General features: G+C 63.6%; 10 protein-coding genes and 2 rRNA genes (1 of these 12 cut by a window edge). 7 read left to right on the top strand and 5 right to left on the bottom strand.

The annotated features are described in order from the left end of the window. Positions 1–905: ribosomal RNA gene (locus HDIA_RS20750) — 23S ribosomal RNA — on the top strand; it begins 1918 nt to the left of the window's first position. Positions 906–1165: 260 nt separating this feature from the next. Then, positions 1166–1280: ribosomal RNA gene (gene rrf, locus HDIA_RS20745) — 5S ribosomal RNA — on the top strand. Positions 1281–2356: 1076 nt separating this feature from the next. Here rrf and HDIA_RS20740 read toward each other — a convergent pair. After that, the gene (locus HDIA_RS20740) at positions 2357–3463 is read right to left on the bottom strand and encodes a TRAP transporter substrate-binding protein (protein ID WP_099557885.1); all 1107 of its coding nucleotides are present in this window, start codon (positions 3461–3463) and stop codon (positions 2357–2359) included. A 286-nt stretch (positions 3464–3749) separates the two neighbouring features. On the opposite strand from HDIA_RS20740, the gene HDIA_RS20735 reads away from it, so the two are divergent. Then, on the top strand, positions 3750–4517 hold the full coding sequence (locus HDIA_RS20735; RefSeq protein WP_099557884.1) for a gamma-glutamyl-gamma-aminobutyrate hydrolase family protein: 768 nt from the start codon (positions 3750–3752) through the stop codon (positions 4515–4517). Positions 4518–4519: 2 nt separating this feature from the next. Here HDIA_RS20735 and HDIA_RS20730 read toward each other — a convergent pair whose 3' ends face one another. From HDIA_RS20730 to HDIA_RS20715, 4 genes are all read right to left on the bottom strand, one after another. Continuing rightward, positions 4520–5602, bottom strand: a complete 1083-nt coding sequence (locus tag HDIA_RS20730; RefSeq protein WP_197708058.1) for a nickel/cobalt transporter — start codon at positions 5600–5602, stop codon at positions 4520–4522. Next, positions 5593–6300 carry a DUF1007 family protein gene (locus tag HDIA_RS20725; protein ID WP_157775760.1) on the bottom strand — a complete coding sequence of 236 codons (708 nt, stop codon included), beginning with the start codon at positions 6298–6300 and terminating at the stop codon, positions 5593–5595. Before HDIA_RS20725 ends, HDIA_RS20730 begins: the two co-directional genes overlap by 10 nt. A 193-nt stretch (positions 6301–6493) precedes the next feature. Beyond that, positions 6494–7393, bottom strand: a complete 900-nt coding sequence (locus tag HDIA_RS20720; protein WP_099557882.1) for a LysR family transcriptional regulator — start codon at positions 7391–7393, stop codon at positions 6494–6496. 131 nt (positions 7394–7524) lie between these two features. Continuing rightward, the gene (locus tag HDIA_RS20715; RefSeq protein ID WP_099557881.1) at positions 7525–9120 is read right to left on the bottom strand and encodes a gamma-glutamyltransferase family protein; all 1596 of its coding nucleotides are present in this window, start codon (positions 9118–9120) and stop codon (positions 7525–7527) included. 661 nt (positions 9121–9781) lie between these two features. On the opposite strand from HDIA_RS20715, the gene HDIA_RS20710 reads away from it, so the two are divergent. The 4 genes from HDIA_RS20710 (at position 9782) to HDIA_RS20695 (ending at position 16218) form a co-directional block, all read left to right on the top strand. After that, a complete protein-coding gene (locus HDIA_RS20710; protein ID WP_099557880.1) occupies positions 9782–10912 on the top strand; it encodes a type III PLP-dependent enzyme in 1131 nt (376 codons plus the stop codon). Positions 10913–11065: 153 nt separating this feature from the next. Next, positions 11066–11626, top strand: a complete 561-nt coding sequence (locus HDIA_RS20705) for a GNAT family N-acetyltransferase (protein WP_099557879.1) — start codon at positions 11066–11068, stop codon at positions 11624–11626. Between the two features lie 230 nt (positions 11627–11856). Further along, entirely contained in the window at positions 11857–13290 is a 1434-nt protein-coding gene (locus HDIA_RS20700; RefSeq protein WP_099557878.1) for a homospermidine synthase, read from the top strand. A 651-nt stretch (positions 13291–13941) separates the two neighbouring features. Further along, a complete protein-coding gene (locus HDIA_RS20695; RefSeq protein WP_245884009.1) occupies positions 13942–16218 on the top strand; it encodes a polysaccharide biosynthesis tyrosine autokinase in 2277 nt (758 codons plus the stop codon). Positions 16219–16221 lie beyond the last annotated feature (3 nt).

The following is a 16221-nucleotide window of genomic DNA, read 5'->3' as shown; positions in this document are numbered from 1 at the left end:
CCCCGCTGTCTCCAGCACAGGCTCAGTGAAATTGAATTCCCCGTGAAGATGCGGGGTTCCTGCGGTCAGACGGAAAGACCCCGTGCACCTTTACTACAACTTCACACTGGCATTCGTGTCGGCATGTGTAGGATAGGTGGTGGGCTTTGAAGCGTAGGCGCCAGCTTGCGTGGAGCCATCCTTGAAATACCACCCTTATCGTCATGACTGTCTAACCGCGGCCCTTGAAGCAGGGTCCGGGACAGTGTGTGGTGGGTAGTTTGACTGGGGCGGTCGCCTCCCAAAGAGTAACGGAGGCGCGCGAAGGTGGGCTCAGAGCGGTCGGAAATCGCTCGACGAGTGCAATGGCATAAGCCTGCCTGACTGCGAGACTGACACGTCGAGCAGAGTCGAAAGACGGCCATAGTGATCCGGTGGTCCCTCGTGGAAGGGCCATCGCTCAACGGATAAAAGGTACGCCGGGGATAACAGGCTGATGATGCCCAAGAGTCCATATCGACGGCATCGTTTGGCACCTCGATGTCGACTCATCACATCCTGGGGCTGGAGAAGGTCCCAAGGGTTCGGCTGTTCGCCGATTAAAGTGGTACGTGAGTTGGGTTCAGAACGTCGTGAGACAGTTCGGTCCCTATCTGCCGTGGGTGTAGGAGTATTGAGAGGATCTGTCCCTAGTACGAGAGGACCGGGATGGACGTACCTCTGGTGGACCTGTTGTGGCGCCAGCCGCATTGCAGGGTAGCTATGTACGGAATAGATAACCGCTGAAGGCATCTAAGCGGGAAACTAACCTCAAAACCAGTGCTCCCTATCAGAGCCGTGGTAGACCACCACGTCGATAGGCCGGGTGTGGAAGCAGGGTAACCTGTGAAGCTTACCGGTACTAATAGCTCGATCGGCTTCATCGCTCTCATTATCAATGCTTATCTCGCATCAACCCTCTCACGGCGCGCAGCGCCTGCGAGGGCGCGATCGACAAGCGATCGCCTCGCTCTTCGCTCGGGCGGTTCATTCCGCTCACGGGCCGAAGGCCCTCCGCGAGGGCGTCGCATCAGCGACGGTCGCTCTTCGCTCCAGTCCAGCATCGCTGGACGGAACAGGACGACAAGCAACGCGACGGTGCCACAAACACCGCATCAACATCAGACCAATCCCTGAGCTTCGCCGGCCTGGTGGCCATAGCGGGGCGCCTACACCCGATCCCATCCCGAACTCGGCCGTGAAACGCCCCTGCGCCAATGGTACTTCGTCTCAAGACGCGGGAGAGTAGGTCACCGCCAGGCCTGCAAAACTCAGGACAATCCATTCTCGCTCATCTCTTCACACCTCAAGCAAACATCCCCATCAAAAGCCCCGCTCTGGACACCCAGCGCGGGGCTTTTTGCGTTCCAACCCAGGCCTTGCCACCATCCGCAACGCAGGGCCCACATCGGTACCGCCCAGCCAGGACAAACCGGCAACGCCCGGCCCACGCCATGAGTGCCGGCAGGTCGGGGAAGGGGGCAGTCGGGGGAGGGCGCATAAGCCACCAACGTGTAAGGCCCGTCGAGCGCTTCACCCGTGATTGGGTCCTGTCCCGCTAGGATGTCGTTTCATGGCCATGGCTTCCAGACCACGGAAACGAGTGGCACTCGGACCAGCGATGAGGGACGCTCGTTCGAAATGGCGCCCATAATGCCAATCCATTGACGATGACGACGTTGTCATGTACATTGGAACTTCCTAAAATAGGGAATTGGTTGTTGCTTTTTTGCCTGGCAGAACGGCAATATTTTGTAATTCGTGTTGATCAAACACAGAGCCGGGGGAAACCGGCCGGGTTCGTCCTGTAAGGCTGCGATTTTTGCAGGCTGCACGTCGGTTCCGAGGCCTCTTCCGTGTTCGCATTCATAGGCTCAGGACTGCATTGAACGCACTGACATTTGGGGATCTTTCCGCTCGCGCCATGAGGCTGGCGATTTTGTGCCGCAGTTGCGGGCGGTTGCGCTACGTGCGCAGCACTTATCCTGAGACCGCTGTTGTGAGTGACCTTGCCAAGACGATGCAATGCGTGCGTTGCCGTTCGGAGGACGTGGAACTCATCGGCATGGAGCGGGATCGCAAGTCCGGGTTCTGGCCGGCAGAGGCGGGCTGACGTCTCGTCCGATCCGCTGCGTCGAAGCGGACAAGCCTTTTTTCTTCGGCACCGACATCAAAAAAGCCCCGGCCAAAACCGGGGCTTTTTGCATTTTGTAGCTTCGATCTGAACGACGCCCAGAAATGAGCGTCGAAGACCCCCGGACGGTGACGGCCGGACCGAGGGCCGCAAGGCTGCCCGATCCGGCCCTCCAGACGACAGGGCGTCTGTGACCGCCCTCGGTTACTTGCCGGCCGCCTGCATGGCGTAGCCGTAGGAGTCGAGGGTGTATTCGGCCACGCGGAACCACTGGAAGCTTTCCTCGCGGTACTGCTTCCACGGCTCGTAGATCTTCTTCCAGTTCTCGTTGGTGCTCGAAAGCTCGGCGTAGAGCTCCTGGGTGGCCGCATAGGCGGCGTCAAGCACGTCGCGCGGGAAGGGACGAAGCTGGACGCCCTTGCCGACGAGGCTGCGGATGGCAAGCCGGTTCTTGGCGTCGTACTTGGCCATGGTCACGTCGTTGGAGTGCGAACAGGCGACGCGGAGAGCCGTCTTGTAGGCTTCCGGCAGCTCGTCATACTTCTTGTTGTTGACCATGAAGTGCAGCGTCGGACCGGCTTCCCAGAAACCGGGGTAGTAGTAGAACTTGGCGACCTGGTAGAAGCCGAGCTTCTCGTCGTCATAGGGACCGACCCATTCGGCGGAATCGATCGTGCCCTTTTCGAGCGAGGGATAGATGTCGCCGCCGGCGATCTGCTGCGGCACGACGCCGATCTTTTCCATGACCTTGCCGGCGAGACCGGCAATGCGCATCTTCTTGCCCTTGATGTCCGCCAGCGAGTTGATCTCGCTGCGCCACCAGCCGCCCATCTGGACGCCGGTGTTGCCGCAGGCGAAGCCGCGGACGCCGTAGTTGGCATAGAATGCGTCCATCAGGTCCTGTCCGCCGGCCTCATAGAGCCAGGAGTTTTGCTGGCGGACGTTGAGACCGAAGGGGATGGCGGTGCCGATGGCGAAGGTCGGGTCCTTGCCGACGTAGTAATAGGAGCAGGTGTGGTTGCACTCCACGGTTTCGCTCTGCACCGCGTCCAGGGCCTGCAGGCCGGGCACGATCTCGCCGGCCGGGAACACCTGGATCGTGAACTTGCCGCCGGTCATGGCCTTGACGCTTTCGGCCATGACTTCGGCCGCGCCATAGATGGTGTCGAGTGATTTGGGGAAGCTGGACGTCAGGCGCCAGCGGATTTCCGGCATTTCCTGCGCAATTGCAGGGGCGGCCAGCGGGGCGGCAGTCACCGCGGCACCGCCGGTGACGAGACCGGCCTTCTTGATGAATGATCGACGATCCATAAAGTCCTCCCAAGGCGAATCATTTTTGGGCGATGCCGCTGCTGCTGCAATGTCCGCCATTCGGACGCTTGCATTGTGCTCCCCCATCCTTGCGGGGGTTCTTTCATGACAGCGAACCCATTGGGACTTAACCGCAATCCGATGCCATAAACAAGTCTTGTGGACGCCTCTAATCTGTGCAATTCGAGCACGAAGTCCGATGTGACCGTCAGACGTGCAGCGACTGTTTCGCCGGCGTCGACGCCGGTTGCCCGGGGCCGTCACGCAAGAGCCGAGACCGAATTCCATGACCGTTCATCATTCGCCCATCGTGCTTGTTTCCAGCGACGTCAAGCCGGTTGATGGCTACGAATGGCACGCCGCCGCGCGGACCTATCTTTCGGCGGTCATCGAGCGGGCGGACGCTATGCCCCTCGTGTTGCCGTCCTTCGGCGATGCGCTCGATCTCGATGCCATCCTGGAGCGCGTCGACGGGGTCATGTGCACGGGATCGCGGTCGAACGTCTATCCGCCGCTCTATGGCGGGGAGGCGAGCGAGCGCAGCGAACCCTACGATCACGACCGGGACGCGACGACACTGCCCCTGATCCGCCGCACGATCGAACTCGGCATCCCGCTCCTGTGCATCTGCCGGGGCATGCAGGAGCTCAACGTGGCGCTGGGCGGGACGCTCGGCGTGGAGATTCAGGACGAGGCGGGGAACATGGACCACCGTGCGCCGACGTCCGAGGACCAGTCGGTGCGCTTTTCGATCCGCCACGGCGTGCAGGTCGCGCCGGGAGGCTGTCTCGGCCGCATCGTGTCCTCGTCCCAGATCCTGGTCAATTCGCTGCACCGGCAGGCCGTCGCCCGGCTGTCCGACCGGCTTGAGGTCGAGGCGTCGGCGCCCGACGGCGTAATCGAGGCTGTCTCGGTCAAGGGAGCCAGGGGCTTCACCCTCGGCGTGCAGTGGCATCCGGAATATTGGGCCAAGAGCGACACGCCTTCGAGCCGCATCTTCGAGGCCTTCGGCGATGCGGCACGGGAGCGGGCGGCCGCGCGCAGCAAGTCCTGACGTCAGACGGTCGTCAGGGACGCTGCAAACATCATCGTTCCGAAGACGAGCACGCAGATGGCGGCTGCGCCTTCAAGGCCCTTGTGCAGCCAAGCGGCCAGCCTCGGCCGGTGTCCGCCGAGGCGCAACAGCCCGCCACGGGCGCCTGTTGCGATGAGGACCATCGCCGCGACCGTGATGCCGGTTCCGAGCGACATGGCAAGTGTCGCCAGCGCCCCGAGCAGGAAGGCCTTCTGGGACATGGCGAAGACCAGAACGATCAGGGCTCCTGTGCAGGGGCGAAGGCCAACCGCGAGGATGGCCGCGGCAGCCGACTTCAGCTCGAGACGTCCGGCGACCATTTCCGGCGCCGGCAAATGAGCCCCGCAGGTGCAGGCTCCGCCGGCCTCGCTGCCGCAATAGAACGTCCCGCCGGTTCTGTGTCCGCCAGACGATCCGCCGCCGGCCATGGCCATTTCCGACCGGGCGACCATCGCGAAGACGGGCGTGTCCGTTCGCTTGACGACCATCGCGGCCAAGGCCGGTCCGAGGACCTTCCGCCATGTCAGCCACAGGCCCATCAGCATGATGACGGCGAAGGAGCCGGCCTCGAACAGCTGCTCGGCACGGGTCATCCAGATGCTCGTCGCGCCGAGCAGCAGGATGGCGACGCAGACAATGCCGATGGCCGTGACGCCCTGGGCGAAGCCGGACAGCAGCGAAATGAGCGCGCCGTTACGGATCGTCTCGCGGTTGGCGAGCACATATCCCGAAATCACCGCCTTGCCGTGGCCGGGACCGATCGCGTGGAGAATGCCGTAAAGAAAGGACAGGCCGATCAGGACGAAGCCCTCCATCCGATCGGAGGAGGCATTCTTCAGCGCGCTCTTGAGGGCCAGATAGAATTCGCTTTGAAGGCGGGCGACATCAGTCAGCCATGCGCCCAGGAAGCCGGAGGTGACCGAGGGTTCGGCAAGGCCGACGCCGAAGGGATTGGCCGCGTGGGCGGGCAGGGTGGTCAGTGCCGCCGCGAAAGCTGCGACCGCCAGAGCCCGGGCGGCGGCGCCCGCCGGCGATCTTCCTGCCGTGCCAGCCTTCAGGGACACGACAGGCTCACTCCGTTCTTCAGGTTCGCCGTGATGGAGGCGAGGGCGCCCGGAACCTCGCGCTGATCGGCCGGAATGGCGGCTAGCGCCGTTGCCGCCATCGGATCGAGCTCACCGGGACGCATCACCTTCATCTCGCAGCCTTTCGGCGCGTCCTTCATGCTCACGGGATCCTTGTCGACGAAGGTGAAGGCGACGTAATAGGTCGGATCGTAGACCTCGATGTCGGCCGGCAGACTGCGGATTTCCACCGGGTCCTTGGTCGGCAGCGTGAAATAGAGCGTCAGCAGGCCATCGTCCGACTGCAGCCAGTATTCGGTCGGATGCTGGAAGGCGATGGATTTTTGGCCGGCGGTGAGAAACGTGAAGTAGTCGAACTCCCGCAGCGACTTGACGTTGAGGTCGGCGAGCGGTTTCAGTTCCTCGACGCTCAGCTTGCCATCGCCATTCGTATCGAGACCCTCGGAGGCAAAGGCCGAATAGGCATCGTCGAAGCGCCAGATGTTGCGGATGGCGGTCAGCTGTCCCTTGTCGTCGAAGACGATCTCCGCCTTGGCGTCGACGAAGACATGCGGGTGGGCCATCGCGCCCGGCGTCTGTGCGAGAAAAAGGGCCAGCGCCGCCAAGGCGGTCCGTCGGATCGAAAGACGGGAAGGAGCGCGAAAGGGGGCTCCGGTCTGCGGGAAGGCTCGGCGCATTGGCGGTCTTGTCCAGACTGACGGCATGATGGTGCTCTTCCGACCGGAATGTGGCGCTCTCATGGCCCCCCGTCGAATCGCATCCTACTATTGCGCCTGATCGTCCGGCAGGCAAATCGCGACCGTTTCGACCGGAAAACCGGCCCGTGCCCGCGCCTTCCCGATGATCGGGTTTTCTGGACCTGGAACCGGGTCAGCCGCAGTCGCTGTGGGCGTCGAACCACTTGACCAGGAAGTCCACGAAGGAGCGGATCTTGGCCGACAGGTGACGGCGGTGCGGGTAGACCACATAGACGCCGGGCTTGTTCATCATGAACTCCTCCAGCACGGCTTCCAGCCGGCCGGCGGCGAGATCGTCCTTGACCATCACATAGGGCACGAGGCCATAGCCGAGACCGGCGAGGACGGCCATGCGGATCGCTTCGGGCGAATTGACCTCGACACGGCCGGCGACCTGGATGGAGCTGCGCTCGCCATCGACGGCAAAGCGCCAGGAGAACCGGCTGCGCAGGTTGGAATCGATGACGCAGGGCTTCTCGGTCATATCGGAAGGGTGCAGCGGGCGTCCCGTCGCGGCGATCAGATCGGGCCGGGCGCAGAGCACGAAGCGGTAGTCGGTCAGCTTGCGGGCGATCAGGCTGGAGTCCTGTAGCTCCGTCACCCGGATCGCGCAGTCGAAGCCTTCGTCGACGAGATCGACGAAGCGATCGTCGAGCTTCAGGTCGATCTTGATTGCCGGATGGGCGACCATGAAATCCATGATCGCGAGGCCGAGGATGGAGTCGCCGAAGGTACGCGGCGCGGTGACGCGGAGCAGGCCGGTCGGCTCGCCATGGCGGTCGCGCACCATGTCCTGGAGATCGTCGACACGTTGCAGGATTTCGCCGGCATCCCGGTAATAGGCCTGGCCAAGCTCGGTGAGGGAGAACCGACGGGTCGTGCGGTTCATCAGCCGCGTGCCGAGTTCGTCCTCCAGTTCCTTGACGTATTTGGAGATCAGCGCCTTGGAGCGGCCGAGCTTGCGTGCGGCAGCCGAAAAGCCGCCGGCGTCCACGACTTCCACGAAGGTCCGCATCCGCGTCAGCGTGTCCATATACTCAAACCCCTTCCTGCTTGCGCCGGAGGCAGGCGAAGGGCGCGGAACGCACTTTCAGGACCCGCCGCCGATAATGATGCGGGCGCGCCTGCAGGCATGTCCGCTTCGCATCAGGATCGCGTAAACACTCAACCTCTTCCGGCGCCACCATCGGCACGCGGATCGTGGACGCCCTCGATATCGCCTCCGGGACGCCACCTGACGGCACCGGCATGACCGAAGTTGTCCGAACCGGCAGCTGGGACCACCTCAATGAAATGGCCAGCACGGCTCAATTGTTCAACAACGCTGGTGTCAAAATGATGTTCCACCTTCAATGATGAAGAATCCGAACCCCATGTCTTGCCGAGGAGCCAGCGCGGAAGAGCCACGGCCTCGGCCATGTCGACCCCGAACTGCACCATGCGCGTGAAGAGCTGGGCCTGGAACTGGGGCTGGCCGTCGCCGCCCATGGAGCCATAGGAAAGGACGCGGCCGTCATCGAAGCGGGCAAGGGCCGGATTGAGGGTGTGGAAGGGCCGCCGGCCGGGCCGGAGCGCGTTGAGCGCGCCCGGCCGCAGCGAGAAGCTGGAGCCCCGGTTCTGCAGAAGGACGCCGGTTCCGGGCGAGACGGCACCGGAGCCGAATTCCCAGAAGACGGACTGGATGAAGGAAACGGCGACGCCGTTGCGATCGATGGCGCCCATCCAGATGGTGTCGCCGGGCTCGGACGGGTCGGGCCAGGGCGCGGCACGCTTCATGTCGATGGCCGCCACTTCGCGCCGGATCGAGGCCTCGCTCAGGAAGGGGGCGACATCGGGTGCCTCCAGCCTCGGGTCGGTGACGACCGCATTGCGGATCAGGAAGGCGCGCTTGGTCGCCTCGACGATCCCATGGACGTGGTCGAAGCCTTCGCCGCGTTCCACGCCAAGCCGGTCGAAGATCGCCAGGATCAGGAGGGCGGCGAGGCCCTGCGTCGGCGGCGGCGTGTTGAACAGCGTCGCGCCCTTGATCTTGACCGAGAGAGGGCGGCTGCGGCGGGCCTCAAAGCCCCGGATATCGACTTCGGTGACGGGGCTTCCCATCCGGTCGAGATCGCGGGCAAGCGTGGCACCGACATCGCCGCGATAGAAGTCGCCAAGGCCGGCGCGGCCCAGGTGGTCGAGCGTGTCGGCCAGTTTCGGCTGGGTGAGGCGCGCGTCCTCGTCCGGTGCCTTGCCGTCGACAAGAAAGACGTCGGCGAAACCCGGCTGGGGTTTCAGTTCGTCGAGCTTCTCCGCCGTCAGCGCCGCCTGCGACCGCGACACGGTGATGCCGTCCTTGGCCGCGGCAGCGGCTTGGGCCAGGAGGTCTCTCAGCGGCATCCCGCTGCCGAGAGGCTCGGCGAGTTCAAGGGCCAGTTTCCAGCCGCCAACGGTTCCCGGGACCGTGAGTGCGGCGAGCGGCCCGCGCGAGGGCACCTGATCGTGGCCGGCCTCGTTGTAGGCGGCGATCGTGGCCTTCGCCCCGGCGGGGCCGCAGCCTTCGATGGCGACCGGCGGACGTCCGGGCTCGGCGATGATCCAGAAGCCGTCGCCACCGATGCCGTTCATATGCGGATAGACGACGGCGATCGTCGCGGCTGCGGCAACCATTGCCTCCACCGCGCTGCCGCCCGCCCGCAGCACTTCGGCTCCCGCCTCCGCGGCTGCCGCATGCGGGGCGACGAGAACGCCGTTTTTCGAGACGCCATGAACTTCCACCATCGGGTCCTGTCCTCGCTGCACATTCGATTCGGCCGTTGAGCCGACTTTTCAAGCACATGGCACATTGCGGAATGAGGGGCCAGTTTCAATCGTTCGCGTGCCAATCCGTCTGTCAGCGGGCCTATTGTTGCCTGCGGTAACCAAATCCGGATGACCCGCGGATTTTTTTCGACCTTCAGGCCAAATCCCTCTTGTTTGTGACAGCGATGAAGCGTATCTCCCGCCTTGCCCAATTTCGCACGTGCCTGTGGTTGCGTGCCGGTTTCGGGGAGCAGGATGAACGCCTGTCTCTTCCGAGGGCAAACCGGTGACCGGAGTATAACCGGGTCTAAGCTGACGCTCTGTCGGTGGACGCGACTTGAAGCAACGACGTAGAGGGCTTTTTTGGTCTCTGCCGGCTCTCCAAAGGCCGGGGTCACTGAAGAGGCGACTACATCCTTGCCGGACGTGCGGGGCGGTTTCCGTTCCAATCGATGGCTCCCGGAACGACGATCACGTCGGGCTGCGTGCCCGCACATCGTCAATCCGGATCGTATACCCGCCGGCCAGAATGGCCGGTCGACGGACGACTCTACCCGGCCACCCCCGTCTCCAACGCGGTCAGGCCAGGATGGGTCGCACGTGGGTCCAGGCAGACATCTTGTGAACCGGGAACACGACCATGACCGCACGCATTCGCGAATTCCTCGACACCCGACGTCCCGACGGCCCTTGCCTCGTGGTCGACCTCGACGTCGTGCGCGACAATTTCCTTGCCTTCCGCCATGCGCTGCCCGACAGCCGCGTCTTCTACGCGGTCAAGGCGAACCCTGCGCCTGAAGTGCTTTCGCTGCTCGCCGAACTCGGCTCGAACTTCGACTGCGCGTCCGTGGCCGAGATCGAGATGGCGCTGGCCGCCGGCGCGGATGCGACCCGCATTTCCTTCGGCAACACGATCAAGAAGGAGCGTGACGTTTCGCGCGCCTTCCATCTCGGCGTGCGCCTCTTCGCCGTCGACTGTGTCGCCGAGGTCGAGAAGGTCGCCCGTCAGGCGCCGGGCGCGCGCGTCTTCTGCCGCATCCTGTGCGATGGCGCGGGCGCCGAATGGCCGCTCAGCCGCAAGTTCGGCTGCGAGCCGGAGATGGCGATCGACGTTCTTGAGACGGCTCATCGTCTTGGCCTGACGGCCTACGGCGTCTCGTTCCACGTCGGGTCGCAGCAGGCCAACACCGAGGCCTGGGACGGCGCGCTGGCGTCGGCCGCGAACATCTTCCGCGTCCTCGGCGAGCGCGGCATCCAGCTCAAGATGGTCAACCTCGGCGGCGGTTTCCCGACGAAGTACCTGAAGGACATCCCGGCGGTCGAGGCCTATGGCCGTTCGATCGACGCCTCGATCCGCCAGCACTTCGGCAACCGCATTCCGGAGACGATCATCGAGCCGGGCCGCGGCATGGTCGGCAACGCCGGTATCATCAAGACCGAGGTCGTGCTGATCTCGCAGAAGGGCGGCGCGGACGACACGCGCTGGGTCTTCCTCGACATCGGCAAGTTCGGCGGTCTCGCCGAGACGATGGACGAGGCGATCCGCTACCCGATGGTCACCCGACGAGACAGCGACGAGAAGACGCCGTGCATTCTCGCCGGCCCGACCTGCGACAGCGCCGACGTGCTCTACGAGAAGACGCCCTACGCGCTGCCCGTCTCGCTGGAGATCGGCGACGAGATCCTGATCGAAGGCACCGGAGCCTACACCACCACCTATTCGGCGGTGGCGTTCAACGGCTTCGAGCCTCTGAAGGCCTACGTGATCTGAGACGCGAGGCGTCCCGCAAGGGAAATCCTCGCCAGGTTACACACTCTCCCGCGTCAAGGCGGCGTCCGCGCCGCCCTTTTCCGCCCCGCGCCGGCGCCTGAACGGCTGCCGCGCCGGATGGTCTTGCCCCGAACGCTTCGAAGGACTGCCGCCATGTTCCAGGTGGTCGCCAACACATCTGCTGCCTCCGATCTCGTTGTCACCGACGAGACATTCTACGATATTGCCGCGCGCGAGGCTTTGCTCGACGCGAGCTTCGGTCCGGCACGCTTCCTGAAATCGTCCGAGCGCATTCGCGAGGGGCGGTTGCCGGCGGCAGGTCTTGCCCTTGCCGCTCATCTCGGCGGCCGGCTCGTCGGCACTGTCCGGCTGTGGAACATCGCAGCCGGCGATGCGGGCGAGGCCCTGCTGCTCGGTCCGCTCGCTGCCGATCCGTCGATCCGCAATGCCGGCATCGGCAGCGCCTTGATGCGCCATGCGATGGTGCGCGCGCGGCTGCTCGGCCATCGCGGCGTGATCCTCGTCGGCGATCCGGAGTATTATGTCCGCTTCGGCTTTTCGGCCGACCACACGGGCGGGCTGGCGATGCCGGGTCCGTTCGAGAGGCACCGGTTGCTGGCGGCCGAGTTTGCCGCGGATGCCTTCCTCGGAGCCAACGGACTGATCGCGCCGACCGGCGTCTTCGCCGACACCCAGGAGCGTCTTGCTGCCTGACTCTTCCTGATGGACGCAACGGGGTCGGGAGAGGCATCTTCCGGCCCCGTTCTTTTTTCACTGCCCGTGATCAGTGGGGGTTGACGGCGCTGTCGCGGCCCTCCAAACGAAACAGTCAGTTCCGCCCGGCAAACCTGCCAGCACAAGGATCACTGTCAATCAACACGGCCCTGACACGGCCCGGGACAGGCCTGTTCCACCTGTCCTGAACGCGAAGGAGTAACATCATTATGACGGATTGGCCCGTCCACGGCACGATCGACGGCCCCATCGTGATGATCGGCTTCGGCTCGATCGGTCGCGGCGCCCTGCCGCTCATCGAACGGCATTTCAAGTTCGACAAGAGCCGCATGGTGGTGATCGACCCGAGCGACACCAACAAGAACATCCTCGACAAGCACGGCATCCGCTTCATCCAGTCCGCCGTGACCAAGGACAACTACGAGGAGCTTCTGACGCCTCTCCTGACGGCGGGCGGTGGCCAGGGGTTCTGCGTCAACCTCTCCGTCGACGTCGGATCGCTGGACGTGATGCGGCTTTGCCGCAAGCTTGGCGCCCTTTACATCGACACCGTGGTCGAGCCCTGGGTCGGCTTTTATTTCGACAAGGACGCCGATCCCGCCGCGCGCTCCAACTATGCGCTGCGCGAGACCGTGCGCGAGGAAAAGCGCCAGCATCCGGGCGGGACGACGGCCGTTTCCTGCTGCGGCGCCAATCCGGGCATGGTGTCCTGGTTCGTCAAGGAGGCCCTGCTCAACGTCGCCGGCGATCTCGGCATCACGTCCGAGATGCCGAAGAGCCGCGAAGAGTGGGCCAAGCTGATGGAAGACGTCGGCGTGAAGGGCATCCACATCGCCGAACGCGACACCCAGCGCACCAATGCGCCGAAGCCGCTCGGCGTTTTCTGGAACACCTGGTCGGTGGAAGGCTTCATCTCGGAAGGCCAGCAGCCGGCCGAACTCGGCTGGGGCACGGCCGAGACCTGGATGCCCGAAATCGCCCGCACGCACGACACCGGCTGCCAGGCGGCGATCTACCTGCTTCGTCCCGGCGCGGATACCCGCGTGCGGACGTGGTGCCCGTCCGTCGGCGCCCAGTTCGGCTTCCTCGTCACCCACGACGAGGCGATCTCGATCGCCGACTATTTCACCGTTGGCTCCGGCGCGCATCCGGAATACCGGCCGACCGTTCACTACGCCTATCATCCGTGCAATCACGCGGTGCTCTCGCTGCACGAGATGTTCGGCGCGGCCGGCGAGGCGCAGGACACGCTCCGGGTTCTCGACGAGCACGAGATCACCGACGGCGGTCTTGACGAGCTTGGCGTGCTGCTCTTCGGGCATCCGAAGAACGCCTACTGGTATGGCTCGCGCCTCTCGATCGAGGAAGCGCGCAAGCTTGCGCCCTACCAGAATGCCACCGGTCTGCAGGTGACCTCCGCCGTGCTCGCCGGCATGGTCTGGGCGCTGGAAAATCCCGAGGCCGGAATCGTCGAGCCGGACGAGATGGATCACGTCCGCTGCCTTGAGGTGCAGAAGCCCTATCTCGGCCCGGTCGAGGGCCACTATACGGACTGGACGCCGCTCGAGGGCCGTCCGGGCTTCTTCCCGGAGGATCTCGACGAGGAGAATCCCTGGAGCTTCAAGAATATTCTTGTTGCCTGAGGGGCTGGCTCACGCCTCTCTCGTTCCAGGCCGCCGTTCCCGTGTCGGGCAAGGCTGGCGCGCCATCATCCTCCGTCGTTGAATTCCGGCCGGTCCCCTGGACCGGCCGGTGCTGTTTCCACGGGTTATTTGCGACCCGAACTGGCGCTTTTGCACTGCAATATGGCCGGTGCGGCCCTGCCGAGACGGCCCTGCATCGAGAAAGAATGGAAATTCGAAGGCAGTCTTCGAAAAATTGCCTGATTCTCATAGAACTGTGAGGGCGTGGCCGGATCGGGCCGGCGGTTGGAACCGGCGGGTCGGCCATCTCGCAAATGCAGCAATGCTTTCTTGTATCGTTGCCTTGACGTCCCGAAGTTCCGAGCAAATGATGCAATGAAAGGGCGACTCTCGTGACCGAAGCGTTGGAATTGGGCCCATGCAGATTTGAAGATCCGAGCGTCATTGGCCATTCTTCAAGTAAAATGCAATTTTCGCTTCAATCTTTGCAGTATCGAGACCGCAAGGGTTGCAGCCAAACCGCATCGTAAAGAAATCGTTCAGGCGCCTGCGCTAGAAATGGTGCAATAGGCGTCTCCCGCTTGTCGTCCGTGGTCGGGCTGCCGGCCATCTATTAGTTGAGGCAATATGCTGAAACAAAATCGCCCAGCGTTGTCGCATTTCGATCAGGCTGATTACGACTACGGCGAGGAGCAGGTCGACATCATCGATGTCGAGAAGATTGTTGCTATTGCCCGGCGCCAGCTGAAGGTCGTTCTCGTCTCGATCGGCATCATGGTCGCGCTGGCGATTTTCTATCTGATGACCGCCGTGCCCCGTTATACGGCCCAGGCGGACGTCATGCTCGACAAGGACGCGAACGAAGTCGCGCAGGCCGTCTCGCTTCTCGGTGGCAGTTCGATCGACGAAGCCTCGCTGCTCAGTCAGATCGAACTCTTCTATTCTGAGAAGATCGGCTACGCGGTCGTGGACAAGCTCGACCTCACCCACGATCCGGTGTTCACGGGCGTCTCGACCTCGTCGAGTGGCGGGCTCGGTGCCTGGATCAGGTCGCTGTTCGGCGCCGAGGCCGTCGACGAGACGGACATGACCGATGAGTCCATCATCAAGGAGCAGCGCCTTTGGGCGCTCTGGCGCCTGCAGAGCAACCTGGTGGTCGAGCGGGTTGGCCGCACGCTGATCTTCCGCATCAGCTATACCTCGCCGTCGCCGCAGATGGCCGCCAAGATCGCGGACGCCTTCGCCGATGCCTATCTGGCGGACCAGCTCGATTCCAAATATGACGCGACCCGCAGGGCCAGTACCTGGCTGCAGACGCGTATCGACGAGTTGCGCAAGAAGTCGCTGGAGTCCGACCTTGCGGTCCAGAAATTCCGGACCGAGCATAATCTGGTGACGTCGGCGACCGGCACGCTGATTTCCGAGCAGCAGCTGGCTGAGGTCAACAGCGCCTATATCGTGGCCCAGGCCGACACGGCGAAGGCCAAGGCCAAGCTCGACCGGATCAATTCCATCATTCAATCCGGCGACACCAACGCGGTGACGTCGGATTCGCTGGCCAGCCAGACCATTCAGACCCTGCGGAACAAATTCCTGGAGGCGTCCAAGCTGGAGGCCGAGATTTCGGGCCGGCTCGGCAAGGACCACGTGCAGGCCGTGCGGCTGCGCGGGGAGATGGACGAGTATCACCGGCTGATGTTCGAGGAACTCAAGCGAATCGCGGCCAGCCTTCAGAGCGAATACGACGTGGCGCAGGGCCGGGAGAAGGACCTGAGGCGTCAGTTGTCGCAGGTGGCCGGAACCTCGGCCTCGGACAACGAAACGCTGGTCCAGCTTCGCGAACTGGAACGCGAGTCCGACACCTACAAGAATCTCTACGAGAGCTTCCTGCAGAAGTTCCAGGAGGCGACGCAGGAGCAGTCCTTCCCGGTCACCCAGACGCGCGTGATCAACCGGGCGCAGCTTCCCTACTCCCCGTCGCACCCGAAGAAGGGCGTGACCCTCCTGATCGCGATCTTCCTCGGCGGCATGATCGGATGCGGCGTCGGTGCCTATCGCGAATTCAGGGACCGCTTCTTCCGCACCGGCGACCAGATCCGCAGCGAGACCGGGCTTGAATATCTCGGCTCGGCGCCGATGGTGACGGAACTGATGTCGGCCGATCAGGTCGCCTCGAACATGACGATCCATCCAAGGCTCGTCCACAAGAAGAAGAGCATCTCCAGCTATGTGATCGACCATCCGCTGTCGGCCTTCGCGGAGACATTGCGCAGCGCGAAGATCGCCGCGGATCTGGCGATCGGCGAACGGACGCCGAAGGTCATCGGCATCGTTTCCGTGCTGCCGCACGAGGGCAAGACGAGCGTGGCGACCAATTTCGCCGAACTGCTTGCGAGCCAGGGATCGCGGACGCTGCTCATCGACGGCGACCTTCGAAGCCCGGGACTGACGCGGTCGATCGCCTCCCATGCCGAAGTGGGGATCGTCGAGGCACTGCTTGAGGACCGTCCGCTGTCGAGCCTGCTTCTGATGGACCCCGATACCAAGCTCGCGGTCCTGCCGGCCGTCGTGAAGCACCGCCTGCCGCATACGTCGGAACTGGTGTCGTCGATGGCGATGTCGCGGCTGCTGGACGAGGCGGGCAGGGCCTTCGATCACATCGTCATCGACCTGCCGCCGCTCGGGCCGGTCGTCGATGCGCGCGCCGTCGCGCCGAAAATCGATGCCTTCATCCTCGTCGTCGAATGGGGCAAGACCGCGCGCAAGGTCGTCCGCTCGACGCTCAACAGCGAGCCGCAGATCGTCGACAAGTGCCTCGGCGTCGTTCTCAACAAGGTCGACTACGATAAGATGAAATTCTACCGGTCCTACGGTTCCGGCGAATTCTACTATGCCCGCTATCAGTCCTATTATTCAGAGGCTGACTGAGCG

The organism is Hartmannibacter diazotrophicus, from assembly GCF_900231165.1.
GTDB classification, from domain to species: Bacteria; Pseudomonadota; Alphaproteobacteria; order Rhizobiales; family Pleomorphomonadaceae; genus Hartmannibacter; species Hartmannibacter diazotrophicus.
This window is presented reverse-complemented; position numbering and strand designations above follow the sequence as displayed.

What these genes read in the sequence shown, in the direction of transcription:
- HDIA_RS20715 (WP_099557881.1), bottom strand. Translation starts at nt 9,120, where the DNA reads ATGGTGGAAGTTCATGGCGTCTCGAAAAACGGCGTTCTCGTCGCCCCG.
- HDIA_RS20700 (WP_099557878.1), top strand. Translation starts at nt 11,857, where the DNA reads ATGACGGATTGGCCCGTCCACGGCACGATCGACGGCCCCATCGTGATG.
- HDIA_RS20740 (WP_099557885.1), bottom strand. Translation starts at nt 3,463, where the DNA reads ATGGATCGTCGATCATTCATCAAGAAGGCCGGTCTCGTCACCGGCGGT.
- HDIA_RS20735 (WP_099557884.1), top strand. Translation starts at nt 3,750, where the DNA reads ATGACCGTTCATCATTCGCCCATCGTGCTTGTTTCCAGCGACGTCAAG.
- HDIA_RS20710 (WP_099557880.1), top strand. Translation starts at nt 9,782, where the DNA reads ATGACCGCACGCATTCGCGAATTCCTCGACACCCGACGTCCCGACGGC.
- HDIA_RS20720 (WP_099557882.1), bottom strand. Translation starts at nt 7,393, where the DNA reads ATGGACACGCTGACGCGGATGCGGACCTTCGTGGAAGTCGTGGACGCC.
- HDIA_RS20705 (WP_099557879.1), top strand. Translation starts at nt 11,066, where the DNA reads ATGTTCCAGGTGGTCGCCAACACATCTGCTGCCTCCGATCTCGTTGTC.
- HDIA_RS20725 (WP_157775760.1), bottom strand. Translation starts at nt 6,300, where the DNA reads ATGCGCCGAGCCTTCCCGCAGACCGGAGCCCCCTTTCGCGCTCCTTCC.